The following is a 14,231-nucleotide window of genomic DNA, read 5'->3' on the forward strand; positions in this document are numbered from 1 at the left end:
ACACAAAACAGGAACATCTCTAGAACAAACCCCAAATAGAAACGGGGAATGTCCGGATGCTGACCAAAAAACAACTCGATCTGCTGGCCTTTATTCACAAGCGTGTCCAACGCGATGGCGTGCCGCCCAGCTTTGACGAGATGAAAGAAGCACTGGATTTGCGGTCGAAATCCGGCATCCACCGGCTGATCACAGCATTGGAAGAACGCGGGTTTATCCGCCGCTTGGCGCACCGTGCCCGCGCGATCGAAGTTGTGAAACTGCCCGATACTCTGGGTGGTATGTCCGGTGCCGGCTTTACACCGCGCGTGATTGACGGCGACCGCCCCGACGGACCGCCCCCCTCTGCTGCGCAACCCGTCAGCGCGTCGTCCTTTGATGTGCCGATGATGGGTCGGATCGCCGCTGGTGTCCCGATCGAGGCGATCAGCACCATGACCCAATCGGTCGCCGTCCCAGGCGGCATGATCAGCGGCAGCGGCGAACATTACGCGCTTGAGGTTCAGGGCGATTCCATGATCGACGCTGGCATCAATGATGGTGACGTGGTGATCATCCGCGAAACCTCTGTCGCGGACGATGGCGATATCGTGGTTGCGTTGGTCGAGGATCACGAGGCGACGCTCAAGAAATTCCGCCGCCACGGCAGTTCGGTCGCATTGGAAGCGGCCAACCCCGCGTATGAAACGCGGGTGTTGCCATCGGATAAGGTCAAGGTTCAGGGCCGTTTGGTGGGGTTGATCCGCACCTACTAACGGTTATTTTTCTTCTTTTGACCGCCATGCTGTCCACAATCGCGCGCCCGCCTTTTGGCGGGCCGTTTGCATTGTCACCTGTCCCTTGTTGATCTTTAGTGCAACCGAACCCGTGGCACGCAGCCTTTCGGGGTCAAATATCTTACATCCGCCTCGAAGCGGTGAGTCAGCCATGACCGAGAGCACCACGATCTGACTGGCCTGACAGTCCCCGAAGGCAGTGCGCGCCCGTTTGCCTGACAGGTGAATGACCTCTGCGCCCCCCAGCTTGAGCCGAGCGCGCCAACGCGCTGCGGCTTGGGCTTGATCCGCACCGTCTCCGTCATTCTCTAGCCAGTTGAGCGCCACGAACCCCGCGCCTTTCGGCTTGCTGAGCGCCCGCCCTGACGGGGTCATCACACCGACCAGACTGCCGGTATCGGAGATCAAGACAGCAGGTCGGTTTGCACCGTACCAAAGCACAGCCGCGGCGAGGATGGCAGCGAGCCCAGCAAAGCGCATGCGCCCCTGCCAGAGCAATAGCCACAGAAACCCAAGCGAGAGCAGCGGCAACACCCATGGACCGGGAGCTGGCACATGGCCCTGCGCACCATCGATCCCGGCGATTATCTGGGCCACCCCCAAAATCCAGCGCAGACCTGCACCCATGATCCAAAGCGGGGCCCATTCAAGCCCAAGCGGCGCAACGACCAAGCCCATTACTGCGGCCGGCATCACCAAAACCCCCATCAAGGGCACCGACAGCAGGTTCGCAACCAACCCATACTGCGCGACCGTGTTGAAATGTGCAGCCCCGATCGGCGCGGTAGAGGCCCCCGCCACAGCAGAGGAAATCACCGTCGCAACCGCAGGAGCCAGCCATCTTGGCCCCAGCGAAATCTTGGCACTGCGCAGCCAACCGAACACCGCGACCAATCCGGTGGTGGCAGCAAAAGACATCTGGAACCCCGGCCCCGTCAACGCTTCGGGGCGCAGGACAAGCACGATGGTCGCAGCAATTGCGACGGCGCGCAGGGTCAGCGCCCGCCGCCCGATGATCAATGCACCAAGCGCTACGGCGACCATGATAAACGCACGTTCGGTTGCGACATTGCCGCCCGACAGCAACAGATAGCCGCTGGCCGCAATCAGCGCGCCCGCAGCTGCCATGCTGCGCGTCGGCCACCTGAGCGCGACCCACGGCACCAGCGCCAACATCGCGCGCAGCGCCCCGAACACCACGGCGCTCAGCAGCCCCATATGAAGCCCTGAAATTGCCAAAAGATGCGCGAGGTTGCTGGCGCGCAGATCGCGCAACGCGTCTTGGCTAATCGCACTCCGATCACCGGTAGTAATCGCTGTGGCGAACCCGCCTATGTCACCGGGCAGCACGGCTTGGATATGTGCCGACGCCGCCATCCGCAAACGGAACACGGCCAGCCCCCGGTGCCCCTCGGTGGCAGGGCTCGCCGCCAGCAAGGGCGTGCGACTATAGCCGACGGCCCCTAGGCGTGCGAACCAAGCGTGACGCTGAAAATCAAATCCCCCCGGCTCTACTGGTCCACTTGGCGGCGACAGATGCCCTGTTGTCATCACCCTTAATCCCGGTGTGATCGTTGCATCAAAGGCTCTGTCACCGTGCAATGACACGCGCACATGCAGGGGCGTACGCGTTGTCGAGATGCGTTCCAATACCACCTGATCGAGCGTCAGACGTTGCGCGTCAGACTGGCTCCGGTCCAGGGCCACCACCCGCCCAGAGATAGGCCCGTAGTAGCGCCACGCCAACACCGGTCCGCCAACCGCATGTGCCCGCCACGCCGCGAGATCAAACCCGATCAAAACCAGCGCAGCGCCCAGAATGACAGGCCCCGCTACCTCGCCCGCCCATACTGCGAGGGCCACCAGCAGTGCAGCACCACCAGCCCCCCACAGCAAAACCGACGCCGAAGGTTCCACGCGCTGCGTGAAATAGGCACCGATGCCCACGGCCAGACATACGGGCACCCAGCCGATCAGATGCCCGCGCTGCGCGCGCATCGTCTGCGTCCCATAGGACAACAGCCCCATACTTGCCCCCGTTCTCCGCACTGGGTAGATAGTCGGTAACGCTATCTCCAAAGGAGTTAGCAAATGATAAACGGCACCCCGAACGGGCGTTTTCCGTGAACTTCTGCTGCAAAGGATCCTCCGCCCATGACAACGCCCGTCGTTACCCGTTTCGCCCCGTCTCCTACCGGCTATCTACACATTGGCGGCGCACGGACGGCGCTGTTCAGCTGGCTTTATGCGCGCGGACGTGGCGGAAAGTTCCTGCTGCGCATCGAAGACACCGACCGCCAGCGCCACACCCCCGAGGCGACCGCAGCGATTCTGCAGGGCATGGCGTGGCTGGGTCTGGACCATGACGGAGATGTGGTCAGCCAGTTCGAAAACGCGCCCCGCCATGCCGAGGTTGCTTTGCAGCTTCTCGCCGAAGGAAAGGCCTATAAGTGCTTTGCATCGCAGGAAGAAATCGCAGCCTTCCGCGATCAAGCCAAGGCCGAAGGCCGCAGCACATTGTATCAGTCCCCGTGGCGTGATGCCGCGCCCGAGACGCATCCCGACGCCCCTTATGTCGTGCGTATCAAAGCCCCACAAACCGGCCAGACCATTATCCGCGACGCGGTGCAGGGCGATGTGGTAATCGGCAATGATCAGCTTGATGACATGGTTCTGTTACGTTCGGACGGTAGCCCCGTATACATGTTGGCCGTTGTTGTTGATGACCACGACATGGGCGTGACCCATGTTATTCGCGGGGATGATCACCTGAACAATGCCGCGCGTCAGATGATGATTTATAACGCCATGGGTTGGGACGTACCGGTCTGGGCCCACATCCCGCTGATTCACGGCGCAGATGGGAAAAAACTGTCGAAACGTCACGGTGCTTTGGGTGCGCAGGAATATCAGGCCATGGGCTTCCCTGCCGCCGGTATGCGCAATTACCTCGCCCGTCTGGGGTGGAGTCATGGCGACGACGAATTCTTTACCGACGCACAGGCGCAGGACTGGTTCGATCTGGACGGTATCCGCAAAAGCCCCGCGCAGTTCGATCTGAAAAAGCTGGAAAACATCTGTGGTCAGCATATTGCCGCGGCGGATGATGCTGCATTGCGGCACGAGATCGAGGCTTATTTGACCGCCGCCGGGTTGCCCGCGCTCACGTCTTCGCAAGCGGACGGGTTGGAGCGGGCCATGTATTGCCTAAAGGAACGCGCGAAGAAATTCCCAGATCTTCTTGAAAAGGCTGAATTTATCCTCGCTGAACGCCCCATTCAACCGGACGAGAAGGCAGAAAAGCATTTGGACAATGTATCCCGTGGTATGCTGACTGAATTGACGCCGCAGTTGCAGAATGTTACTTGGGATAGAGAAATGCTGGAGGAGGCGCTGAACGGCTTTGCTGCCGCTCACGATACCAAATTTGGCAAACTGGCGGGGCCGCTGCGCGCAGCACTCGCCGGGCGGGCGGCAACCCCATCAGTTTTCGATATGATGCTGGTACTTGGGCGCGACGAAAGCCTTGCCCGCTTAAACGATGCAGCTATCTAAAATATGCGAATGCATATTCCTGATATGCACAAAAATAACTGAGGGGCGGACCGTCTCGGTACCACCCCAGTCGACGGCATAACGCGCGTCGATACCACAATAGGAAGGGACTTCATGGCCGAAAGTACAAAATCCGCAACGTTGACCATCGACGGGAACAGCTTTGAACTGCCGATCTATTCCCCATCGGCGGGACCGGATGTTTTGGATATCCGCAAGCTGTTCTCCCAGGCGAATGTCTTTACATATGACCCTGGTTTCACCTCGACGGCGGCCTGCGACAGCACGATCACCTTCATTGACGGAGACGAAGGTGTGTTGCTGCATCGTGGGTATCCGATCGACCAGCTTGCCAGCGAATCCCACTACCTCGAGGTGTGCTATCTGCTGCTGTACGGCGAGCTTCCGTCGGCGACGCAGCTTGAAGAGTTCGAGGCTCTGGTCACCAACCATACCATGATCCACGAGCAAATGATCAACTTCTTCCGCGGCTTCCGCCGTGATGCGCACCCAATGGCGATCATGGTAGGCGTTGTCGGCGCGATGTCTGCATTCTATCATGACAGCACCGACATCAACGACGCGCACCAGCGGGAAGTGGCGACGATCCGTTTGATTGCAAAAATGCCGACGATTGCCGCGATGGCCTATAAGTACACCATCGGCCAGCCGTTCATCTATCCGCGCAATGATGTTGATTACGCCGGTAACTTCCTGCGCATGTGTTTCGCCGTCCCTGCCGAAGACTATGTGGTTGATCCGATCCTGTCGCGCGCGATGGACCGTATCTTTACCCTGCACGCGGACCACGAACAGAACGCATCGACATCGACCGTGCGTCTGGCATCGTCCTCGGGCGCGAACCCCTTTGCGTGTATCGCAGCGGGTATCGCCTGCCTTTGGGGTCCGGCGCATGGCGGCGCAAACCAGGCCTGTCTGGAAATGCTGAAAGAGATCGGCACGCCGGACCGCATCCCTGAATTCATCGCCCGCGCCAAGGACAAGAACGACCCGTTCCGCCTGATGGGCTTTGGTCACCGCGTTTACAAAAATCACGACCCACGTGCGACCGTGATGAAAGAAAGCGCTGACGAGGTTCTGGAACTGCTGGGCGTGGAAAACAACCCGATCCTGCAGGTTGCCAAAGAACTGGAAAAACAGGCGCTGGAAGATCCGTACTTCGCAGATAAAAAGCTGTTCCCGAACGTCGATTTCTATTCGGGCATCATCCTCGAAGCGATGGGTTTCCCCACGTCGATGTTCACGCCGATCTTTGCGCTGGCACGGACCGTTGGCTGGATTTCCCAGTGGAAAGAACAGATCAGCGACCCCCAGTTGAAAATCGGTCGCCCCCGTCAGCTGTATCTTGGCGAGACACCCCGCGATTACGTCGATATCGAAAAGCGCTGATTTCCAGTGTGTTAGATCTTAAACGCCCCGCCCCAGCGGCGGGGCGTTTTGCGTTTTGATCAAGGGTACAGGGCGCAGGAACGGCGCAAAGAGAATCGTTTCACTGAGGCACCACCGGGCCAGCGTGATCAAAGCACCTTTTTCGAGCCTACTGTTTCGACAGACTTTTCAACATTTCGAAACCATCCCGCCCGAAATATGACGGTTTTGTATCGTTGTTTCGAAACCGCGCATAATGGGCGAACGTCATTGACCAAGTGTCGCGATCACCCCAAGTTCAGCGTCTGTACATCACAACAGCGTCCTTTCAGACGCACCGTCGCGCAAATGACTCACGCCGCCTATGCGGAAAGGACCACCGTATGAAGGACCCTCGGCCCCGACTACAATGGGATAACGCGACCAGTCTCAGCTGCAAAACCGCACGGCACCACCCGGCGCCGCAGGGGTCTTTTGTGCACGATACTCAACAGAAATGTGACCAGATTGCGGTGGTATACGATAAGGGTCAGATGCCGCCCAGGATCACTGTTAAACAGGTGTCAGGCAGCGTCCATACCGTGCTGGCAGACGGTATCGCAGTCGCCGTCGTAGCAAGCGCCTCGCGCCCGACCCTCAACCCCGATGATGTGTTGCTGGTCGAACGCTCAGTCTAGACGGATTAACGGCCTTCAAAGCACGCAGGGCGTTTCTGCATGAAGGCGGTCACGCCCTCTTTGAAATCACGCGACTGACCGCATTTGCCCTGCTCCTGCGCCTCCAGCGACAGCTGATCCTCAAGCGTGTTGTCCCAGCTGGCACGGATGGCATTTTTTGCAGCGGCATATGCGCTGGTCGGACCTTGCGCCAGATGCGCTGCTTTGGCACGCCAATGCGCGTCAAAATCCGCATCAGCAACGGCTTCCCAGATCATGCCCCAATCATCGGCCTGACGGGCCGAAATCTTGTCCGCAAACAGGGCTGCGCCCATAGCCTTGGCGGTGCCCATTTGACGGGGCAGCGTGTACGTTCCGCCAGCGTCGGGCATCAATCCAATGCGCGTAAACGCTTGAAGAAAATAGGATGATTCCGTTGCAAAGACCACGTCCGTCGCCAGCGCGAGGTTCGCCCCTGCCCCTGCCGCCGGACCATTAACCGCCGCGATTGTTGGCACGGGGCAGTTGGTGATCGCCTGCAACATCGGGCCATATTCTTCGCGCAAGGTCCGTTCCAGATCCAGCGATCCCTTGCTGGTGCTATCACTCAGATCCTGGCCGGTGCAAAATGCGCGCCCGGCACCAGTGATAACTACGCACCGCGCTTCTTTACCAGCTTGGGTAAACGCGTGTTCGATCTCGGCCCGCATCTGCGTGGTGAGCGCATTCATTTTGTCCGGGCGGTTCATCGTGACCACGGCTAGCCCGTCGTTCAGGTCATAGGTCAGGGTTTGATAGTCCATGGCGCGGGTCCTTTTTGCACATTTCTTCTGCACATTACCCATAAGGCCACGCGCTGCCAGCGAAACCCCGCGTTAATCTTTTAGAATATCGTCCAGACGTGCCTGTTCACTCGCGCTCAGCGGGGCCTGTTCTTCGCCCGCGGTCCGAGCACGGCCCCGCAGATAGACAAGCCCGACCCCGCCTGCAAGCAATAGCATCAGCGGCCCGGCCGCCCAAAGCACCCAGGTCGACCCGCGCGCAGGTGGGTTGAGCAACACATACTCCCCATATCTGTCCACGATATAGGCCACCGCGTCTGCATCGGTGTCGCCTGCGACCAAACGCTCGCGCAGCAGGATACGCAGATCACGCGCGAGGCTGGCGTTGCTTTCGTCGATGCTTTCGTTGCGGCACACAAGGCAGCGCAACCCTTTGGACAAGGTCCGAGCGCGTTGTTCCAACACCGGATCAGACAGCACCTCGTCGGGTTGAACCGCCCATGCGGGCGTAACCAATAACATCAGCGCGAGGACCATCGCCCTCATTGCGCTGGTACCTGCTTTGCTTTTGCCGCCCCCGCCGCGACGCGGTAGCGACGGTCCGAAAGGCTTAGTAGCCCACCAAGTGCCATTAGAGCGCAGCCAATCCAAATCCAGTTGGTCAGCGGCTTGATATAGGTACGCACCACCCAACCGCCGCCGGCCTGTTCATCCCCGATCACGACATAGACGTCACGTAGCAGGTTATAATCAATCGCAGCCTCGGTTGTCGGCATCTGCGCCACGGGATAGAACCGTTTCTCAGGCCGTAGTTGCGCGATCTCTGCCCCGTCATGAAACAGTGTCACGCTTCCAGTGGTCGACACATAGTTCGGCCCCTGACTGCGCTTAACATCATCCAGCTGCACCGTATAACGCCCCACGTTATAGGATTCACCCAGCGGCACCGCGCGGATATCGTCCATCGACCACGCGGTAAGGCCAGCGACCCCTGCCATCGTGACGCCAAGCCCCGCATGGGCCACCATCTTGCCCCAGTCTGCCCGCGGCAATCGGCCAAGCCGGCGCAGACGGTTCTCACCGCGTCCGGTGCGGCCCCAGAGGTCGACAATGGTACCCATCACAATCCAGGCACCTAAGAACAACCCCAGCGGCCCCAATAAGCTGCGCCCTGATTGTATCGCATAGGCAAGCGCCCCGATCGCAATTGCCAAGACAAACACATACCGCAGCGGTTTCAGTGCGCGCGTAATTACCGCACGTTTCCACGGCATCGCTGACCCAATCGGTAGGATCAGACCCAACATAACCATGAAAGGTGTGAAGGCCGCGTTAAAGAACGGGGGGCCAACGCTTAATTTTCTGTCGAAAAACATTTCTGCCAGCAACGGCCACATGGTTCCGATAAAAACCACAAAACAAGCGACGGCCAACAAGACATTATTTACCAGCAGCGCCGACTCGCGGCTCACCATGCTGAATACGCCTTTCGCCTCTAATGCGCGGGCGCGAGCGGCGAAGAGCACAAGCGCGCCGCCCATGAAAAATGCCATGATCATCAAGATAAAGACGCCGCGTTCAGGGTCATTCGCAAACGCGTGGACCGAGGTCAGCAGGCCAGATCGCACGATAAACGTCCCGATCAACGAGAAGCCGAACGCAAGAATCGCCAAAAGGATTGTCCAGCTTTTCAAACTCTCGCGCTTTTCAACCACGACTGCCGAATGCAGCAGTGCTGCCGCCAGTAGCCATGGCATAAAGCTCGCGTTTTCAACGGGATCCCAGAACCAAAACCCGCCCCAGCCAAGTTCGTAATAGGCCCACCAGGACCCAAGCGCGATACCGATGGTCAGGAAAATCCACGCCGCAAGCGTCCAAGGACGTACCCATCGACCCCACGCGGCGTCGATACGCCCCTCGATCAGCGCGGCAACGGCAAAGCTGAACGTCATCGAAAGCCCGACATACCCCAGATACAAAAACGGCGGGTGGAACGCGAGCCCGGGATCTTGCAGCAGGGGGTTCAGATCCTGCCCGTCAAAGGGCGGCGTGGCGAGACGCAGGAACGGGTTAGAGGTAAACAGGATAAAAGCAAAAAACGCGACGCCAATCGCAGCCTGTACCGACAACACCCGCGCCCGCAAGGTTGGAGGTAAGTTACCTCCGAACCACGCGGCCATGGCCCCGAAGAGCGAGACAATTAACACCCAAAGCAACATTGAGCCTTCGTGATTGCCCCAAGTGCCGCTGATTTTATACAATATCGGCTTCATCGAATGGCTGTTCAATACCACCAGCCGAAGCGAGAAATCGGAGCTTACAAAGGCCCACATCAGTGCGCCGAATGCCAGTAATGTCAGTGCGAACTGCGCGCCAGCGGCTGGCTCTGCTACGGCCATCCACCCCGGCCAGCGTTTATGGGCACCGACAAGGGGTACCACCATTTGAACAATGGCGACACCAAAGGCGAGTATAAGGGCGAAATGTCCGAGCTCTGTAATCATCCTGCGACCATAGGGCGGAGCGCGGTGCCTTGCCATGGGAATTCACACCGAAATCACGTCAGTGTGCGCAGCAAAGCGTCGCAGGGCGCGCCTTAGGCCGCAGCCTTGCGCCAATCGTCCAGTGCAGCGTTGTCAGATTCACCCGGAGCCACCTTTGACGCAAATGGGACAACGTCTTCGGTCTCCATTTGTCCCTCACCAGTTTGCAGCGCGTTCAGGTGTTCGATGTTCCGTATTACCGCCGGTGTCTGCGCGATGGTACGCGCGATAGAGTGTTGGAACTCTTGCGTTTTCACCTGATGCCGCGCGCCAAAGTAGAACGATACCACAGCGCCTAGTAACCACCACAACGGTTCGGGCACCATCGCCACCCCTTGCATACGACTGGCAAACCAAACCGGGTCGACCATTGCCGCAACAAACAATCCTAACGTTCCAAGCGCTAAGGCCGGTCGTGGAAAACGATTCACACCATTCATAACGCGATCGAAGCGCCCCACCGGCGCTACGCTGAACTCAGCCGCAAACTGCACCATCGCCTGCTCTAGCGCGGCCGCATCACGCGCAGCGGTATTTTCGGCATTCTGGCGGAATACTTCGACCGTATCCCGCAAAACATTCCGACCATCACCAAAAACGAGGCCCAAAGCCTTATCAATCAACGCCATGCTGCGACCCTTTCGTTAAAGTCACGCGGGCTCAAATGATACTGCGGGGACATAAATTCCTCTGCGCGTTTGATCCATCCCCCTTTCATGCCAGCCCGCGTGCGGGCGTATTTGCGACTTGCCGGTCGCTGATCGGCCAGCCCAAAATAATAATTGCGGCGCGCCACAGCATAGGCGTTCACAAACTGTGCCGGAGCTTGAGCATAAGCGTGGCCCGCCGCACCCAAAGTCTGCGGCCCAAGCACACCATCTATAGCCACATCAAACCCCATATCCCTTAACAATCGCTGAAGAATTTTCACTGCATTGCCGCCAGCGTTCACGTACATATCGAATACAGACGGCTGCAACGGTTCGGGCAACTGTGCGATTTTGGGTTTGTGGAAATAATGTGTGATGAAAATCTCGGTCGCCTGAGCTTGGCTAAGCGCTTGAACATCTGCAACATTCACCGTGCCATCGCGATTTAAATCCAGCCCCAAACGGCGCATTGTATGGATAGTGACACCATGTTTGGTCGCCCCACCCGGATCATCTGGATCATTTACGAAGCCCCCTTCGCGCGCAACGATGGAATTGGCAATTTCTTCAACAGTTTGCATCAAATCGGCCCTTCTTACAGTTTTGTCCCTGCAAGAATGGCTGTTCAGATGTTAATTAATTCCGGCATCGCCGTACGCATCAGCCCTCGGGGGCCACGTAGACGCCCTGCTCTTTCAATGCGTCCACGACTTCTTTTGGCATGTAGTTTTCATCATGTTTAGCAAGGATTTCAGTCGCTTCGAACGTTCCGTTGATGTATCTTCCCGTACCGACCATACCCTGGTTCTCCTCGAAAAGATCGGGCAGCACACCGCTGTAGGTCACAGGAACAGTCGCGCCGCCATCGGTCACGGAAAAGCGGATGATCAGGCCATCGCCGCGCACAAGACTGCCTTCCTCGACCAGCCCGCCGATACGAAACACCTCTGTCGCGGCGGGCGGCTCTGCGATCACCTGACTGGGCGCGCGGAAAAAGTTGATCCCGTCACGCATGGCGTATCCAATCAGCGCGGTAGACAGCACAAGCGCCACCACTGCGACACCGATAACCTGAATACGTCGCTGCTTTTTAAGACTTTTCATGAGACCTCAGGGAAATAGCGGGGCCATCATCAGCCCCTCGACCTCGTCAATACCTAGCATCAGATTGGCGTTTTGCAACGCCTGCCCGCTTGAGCCCTTGGTCAAATTATCAAGTGCTGCGACCACAATTGCGCGCCCTTCAATCCGATCAGCCACCACGCCGATATGGCAAAAGTTCGACCCGCGAACATGACGAGTGCTCGGGGCTTCGCCAAACGGAAGCACCTCGATAAAAGGCTCGGCGTCATAGGCATCGGACAACGTCTGGTGGATTTTCTGCGCCTCACCTTTAACGTAGACGGTCGCGAGAATACCGCGGTTGGCCGGCAACAGATGCGGGGTAAACTGTACTTTGACCGGACGGCCCGCGATGGCTGAAAACTCCTGATCGAATTCTCCCAAATGCCGATGCGTGCCCCCCAATGCATAGGCGTGGTACCCCTCGGACAGCTCTGCGTGCAGCAAATTCTCCTTTAAAGAACGCCCCGCACCAGAGACCGCGCATTTCAAGTCCAGAATAATATCGTCTAGATCGATCACGCCCTTCTCGATCAAGGGGCGCAGGGCGAACTGACCAGTGGCGGCATTACATCCGGTGCCGGCAACCAAACGCGCGGATTTGATTTCTTCGCGGTAGAATTCGGTCAGCCCGTAGACCGCCTCTTTCTGCTGCTCTAGCGCGGCATGGGGATTGCCGTACCACTTGGCATAGGCTTCAGGATCGCGCAGCCGGAAATCGGCCGAAAGGTCAACGATCTTGAGGTCTTTGGGCAGGTTCGCGATGACCTCTTGGCTGGTTTTATGCGGCAGCGCACAAAAGCACAGATCGATCTGTGAAAAATCGATCTCGTCGATGGTGACCAAGGCGGGCAGATCCATGTGGCGCAGGTGTGGAAACACCTCTGCTATTGTTTGCCCCGCCTTAGAGTTCGCCCCCAAGGCTTTGATCTGCATCGATGAATGGCCAGCGATCAGCCGGATAAGTTCTGCGCCGGTATAGCCGGAAGCACCAAGAATGGCGATGTTATGGGTCATGTCGGGTTCCGTTTGGAAAGTGTTAGCAAATACGTGTTAGGCCGCTTGGAAGGTCAACGGTCGTCGCAAGAATTGCGTTGCACGGCTGCTGACTTTTTTGGGGTCGCCCGTGGTCAAGAAGGCGGCCTCGCCCGTGCCCAACATATTGGGGTGACGTTGCAGGTAATCGCCCAGGCTATGCGCGACCAAATTGGCTTGGCTGAACACTTTGACATCGGGGCCAAGCGCATCCTGAAAGGTTTCCTGCATCAGCGGATAATGAGTGCAGCCCAAAATCGCGGCCTCTGGCGCAGGCATTTTGCGCTTTAGCGCGTCCACATGGCTGCGTACCAAGGCCTCGGCGAGGATGAAATCACCGTCTTCGATCGCATCGACGACACCGCCACAGGCCTGCGCTTCGACATCGACACCAATCGCCCGAAACGCCAGTTCGCGTTGGAACGCACGGCTGGCAACTGTCGCGGGCGTCGCAAACAGCGCCACATGTTTCAGATCGACCTCGCGCGGGGGGGAATTATCACCCCACTGGCGCTCGGTCATCGACTCAATCAGCGGCACGAAAACACCCAAGACGCGCTTGCCTGACGGGACCCACCCTTCTTGCATACGGCGCAACGCGGCCGCAGAGGCGGTGTTGCATGCAAGAATCACCAGATCGCACCCCGCATCAAACAGCCGCTGGGTGGCCGCTGTCGTCAGGTTGTAAATGTCGTCGGCATTGCGCACGCCGTATGGGGCATGGGCGCTATCAGCCAAATACACGAAATCCACGTCGGGCAACTGCGCCTGAACGGCATCCCACACGGTCAGCCCGCCAAGACCAGAATCGAAAATACCAACTGCCATAACACCTTACCGTCATCTGTCGGCGCGATGCCGATCTTCAAATTCAAACCCCAGATCAAAGGATTTTGCGGGCTCTGGTGACAACTCATACGTCGCTTTGCGCAGGAAATCCATCATAGCTTTTGCGTCCTTTGCCATCGGGTCCAGCACATTCCTGCCGATGGGTTCGCCGATGACTACGCGCACAGGCGTATCGACCCGTTTCCGGAATTCTTTGATCAACAACCCCATGCGCAGGGTGTGATGAAAGTGGCTCGCAATCTGGAACATCCGACTGGTGTGCCCATCGAAATAGATCGGCACCACGGTCGCATTCGACTTGCCAATCATACGCGCCGTGAAACCGCGCCAGCCCGGATCCATCGGACGTGAGAAGGGTCGCGCCCCGGTGCTGACGGTACCGCCCGGAAAAACCCCGATAGCACCGCCCTGTCCCAGATAGTCCAGCGCGGTCTTGCGGGTGCGCAAGTTCAGCGCCAGCGCCGCCTTATCCTCATCAAAGCTGATCGGCAGCAGATGGCGGTTCAGGTTCGGCGCGCGGTTGAATACCGAATGGGCCATTATCTTGAATTCGCCTCGGCTGCGCGACAGCATGTGACCAAGCATCAATCCGTCAAGAATACCATAGGGATGGTTCGCCAACGCGATGATAGGGCCAGTGGTGGGGATGTTCGACAGGCTGCCGCCCACCACCTTAAGCGTCAGCCCATAGCGCTGGACCATCACGTCAAAGAACCCCATGCCGTGCGACATGTCATCTTCATAGCCGATGGCACGTTTCATCAGCCCCAGACGGCCTGTGCTGTTTTCCATCAGCCGGATAAATGCACGCGCAGGACGCGACTTGGCGGAATAGGCATAGCTGATGTCACGCGCTGTCATCGGTTTGAGGTCA

14 protein-coding genes are annotated in these 14,231 nt (G+C 58.3%); 4 read left to right on the forward strand and 10 right to left on the reverse strand.

The genetic code is table 11. The annotated features are described in order from the left end of the window. The first annotated feature begins 56 nt into the window (after window positions 1-56). Window positions 57-755 carry a transcriptional repressor LexA gene (gene lexA / locus ACVBAU_RS12150; RefSeq protein WP_138923088.1) on the forward strand — a complete coding sequence of 233 codons (699 nt, stop codon included), beginning with the start codon at window positions 57-59 and terminating at the stop codon, window positions 753-755. Between the two features lie 3 nt (window positions 756-758). Here the strand turns inward: lexA and ACVBAU_RS12155 are convergent, their stop codons facing one another. After that, window positions 759-2,804, reverse strand: a complete 2,046-nt coding sequence (locus ACVBAU_RS12155) for a ComEC/Rec2 family competence protein (protein ID WP_448326605.1) — start codon at window positions 2,802-2,804, stop codon at window positions 759-761. Window positions 2,805-2,930: 126 nt separating this feature from the next. Here ACVBAU_RS12155 and gltX point away from each other — a divergent pair, with 126 nt between their 5' ends. The 3 genes from gltX to ACVBAU_RS12170 all read left to right on the forward strand — a co-directional run bounded on the left by gltX (window position 2,931) and on the right by ACVBAU_RS12170 (window position 6,397). Next, a complete protein-coding gene (gene gltX, locus ACVBAU_RS12160) occupies window positions 2,931-4,331 on the forward strand; it encodes a glutamate--tRNA ligase (RefSeq protein WP_448326607.1) in 1,401 nt (466 codons plus the stop codon). Between the two features lie 114 nt (window positions 4,332-4,445). After that, window positions 4,446-5,741 carry a citrate synthase gene (gltA, locus tag ACVBAU_RS12165; RefSeq protein ID WP_138923085.1) on the forward strand — a complete coding sequence of 432 codons (1,296 nt, stop codon included), beginning with the start codon at window positions 4,446-4,448 and terminating at the stop codon, window positions 5,739-5,741. Between the two features lie 455 nt (window positions 5,742-6,196). After that, on the forward strand, window positions 6,197-6,397 hold the full coding sequence (locus ACVBAU_RS12170; RefSeq protein WP_254700519.1) for a hypothetical protein: 201 nt from the start codon (window positions 6,197-6,199) through the stop codon (window positions 6,395-6,397). Between the two features lie 5 nt (window positions 6,398-6,402). Here ACVBAU_RS12170 and ACVBAU_RS12175 read toward each other — a convergent pair whose 3' ends face one another. From ACVBAU_RS12175 to ACVBAU_RS12215, 9 genes are all read right to left on the reverse strand, one after another. Then, window positions 6,403-7,179 carry an enoyl-CoA hydratase-related protein gene (locus tag ACVBAU_RS12175; protein WP_335744178.1) on the reverse strand — a complete coding sequence of 259 codons (777 nt, stop codon included), beginning with the start codon at window positions 7,177-7,179 and terminating at the stop codon, window positions 6,403-6,405. Between the two features lie 72 nt (window positions 7,180-7,251). Further along, a complete protein-coding gene (locus ACVBAU_RS12180; protein WP_448326610.1) occupies window positions 7,252-7,704 on the reverse strand; it encodes a cytochrome c-type biogenesis protein in 453 nt (150 codons plus the stop codon). Beyond that, window positions 7,701-9,662 carry a heme lyase CcmF/NrfE family subunit gene (locus tag ACVBAU_RS12185; RefSeq protein WP_335744179.1) on the reverse strand — a complete coding sequence of 654 codons (1,962 nt, stop codon included), beginning with the start codon at window positions 9,660-9,662 and terminating at the stop codon, window positions 7,701-7,703. Before ACVBAU_RS12185 ends, ACVBAU_RS12180 begins: the two co-directional genes overlap by 4 nt. Before the next feature lie 92 nt (window positions 9,663-9,754). Continuing rightward, complete coding sequence (locus ACVBAU_RS12190) at window positions 9,755-10,330, reverse strand: holin family protein (protein WP_448326612.1); 576 nt, start codon at window positions 10,328-10,330, stop codon at window positions 9,755-9,757. After that, window positions 10,321-10,932 carry a holin-associated N-acetylmuramidase gene (locus tag ACVBAU_RS12195; RefSeq protein WP_448326614.1) on the reverse strand — a complete coding sequence of 204 codons (612 nt, stop codon included), beginning with the start codon at window positions 10,930-10,932 and terminating at the stop codon, window positions 10,321-10,323. The genes ACVBAU_RS12190 and ACVBAU_RS12195 overlap by 10 nt, the downstream gene beginning before the upstream one ends. Window positions 10,933-11,011: 79 nt before the next feature. Continuing rightward, window positions 11,012-11,455, reverse strand: a complete 444-nt coding sequence (gene ccmE / locus ACVBAU_RS12200; protein WP_138923079.1) for a cytochrome c maturation protein CcmE — start codon at window positions 11,453-11,455, stop codon at window positions 11,012-11,014. 6 nt (window positions 11,456-11,461) lie between these two features. Then, entirely contained in the window at window positions 11,462-12,490 is a 1,029-nt protein-coding gene (gene argC, locus ACVBAU_RS12205; protein WP_448326616.1) for an N-acetyl-gamma-glutamyl-phosphate reductase, read from the reverse strand. A 36-nt stretch (window positions 12,491-12,526) separates the two neighbouring features. Then, window positions 12,527-13,336, reverse strand: coding sequence for a glutamate racemase (locus tag ACVBAU_RS12210; protein ID WP_138923077.1), 810 nt, complete (start codon window positions 13,334-13,336; stop codon window positions 12,527-12,529). A 12-nt stretch (window positions 13,337-13,348) separates the two neighbouring features. Further along, window positions 13,349-14,218 (reverse strand): lysophospholipid acyltransferase family protein, encoded by an 870-nt coding sequence (locus ACVBAU_RS12215; protein WP_448328983.1) that lies wholly within the window; start codon window positions 14,216-14,218, stop codon window positions 13,349-13,351. Between the last annotated feature and the right edge of the window lie 13 nt (window positions 14,219-14,231).

Source organism: Sulfitobacter sp. M13 (assembly GCF_053474885.1).

Coding starts and splice junctions, on each gene's coding strand:
- lexA (WP_138923088.1), top strand. CDS start 57: ATGCTGACCAAAAAACAACTCGATCTGCTGGCCTTTATTCACAAGCGT.
- ACVBAU_RS12155 (WP_448326605.1), bottom strand. CDS start 2,804: ATGGGGCTGTTGTCCTATGGGACGCAGACGATGCGCGCGCAGCGCGGG.
- gltX (WP_448326607.1), top strand. CDS start 2,931: ATGACAACGCCCGTCGTTACCCGTTTCGCCCCGTCTCCTACCGGCTAT.
- gltA (WP_138923085.1), top strand. CDS start 4,446: ATGGCCGAAAGTACAAAATCCGCAACGTTGACCATCGACGGGAACAGC.
- ACVBAU_RS12175 (WP_335744178.1), bottom strand. CDS start 7,179: ATGGACTATCAAACCCTGACCTATGACCTGAACGACGGGCTAGCCGTG.
- ACVBAU_RS12180 (WP_448326610.1), bottom strand. CDS start 7,704: ATGAGGGCGATGGTCCTCGCGCTGATGTTATTGGTTACGCCCGCATGG.
- ACVBAU_RS12185 (WP_335744179.1), bottom strand. CDS start 9,662: ATGATTACAGAGCTCGGACATTTCGCCCTTATACTCGCCTTTGGTGTC.
- ACVBAU_RS12190 (WP_448326612.1), bottom strand. CDS start 10,330: ATGGCGTTGATTGATAAGGCTTTGGGCCTCGTTTTTGGTGATGGTCGG.
- ACVBAU_RS12195 (WP_448326614.1), bottom strand. CDS start 10,932: ATGCAAACTGTTGAAGAAATTGCCAATTCCATCGTTGCGCGCGAAGGG.
- ccmE (WP_138923079.1), bottom strand. CDS start 11,455: ATGAAAAGTCTTAAAAAGCAGCGACGTATTCAGGTTATCGGTGTCGCA.
- argC (WP_448326616.1), bottom strand. CDS start 12,490: ATGACCCATAACATCGCCATTCTTGGTGCTTCCGGCTATACCGGCGCA.
- ACVBAU_RS12210 (WP_138923077.1), bottom strand. CDS start 13,336: ATGGCAGTTGGTATTTTCGATTCTGGTCTTGGCGGGCTGACCGTGTGG.
- ACVBAU_RS12215 (WP_448328983.1), bottom strand. CDS start 14,218: ATGACAGCGCGTGACATCAGCTATGCCTATTCCGCCAAGTCGCGTCCT.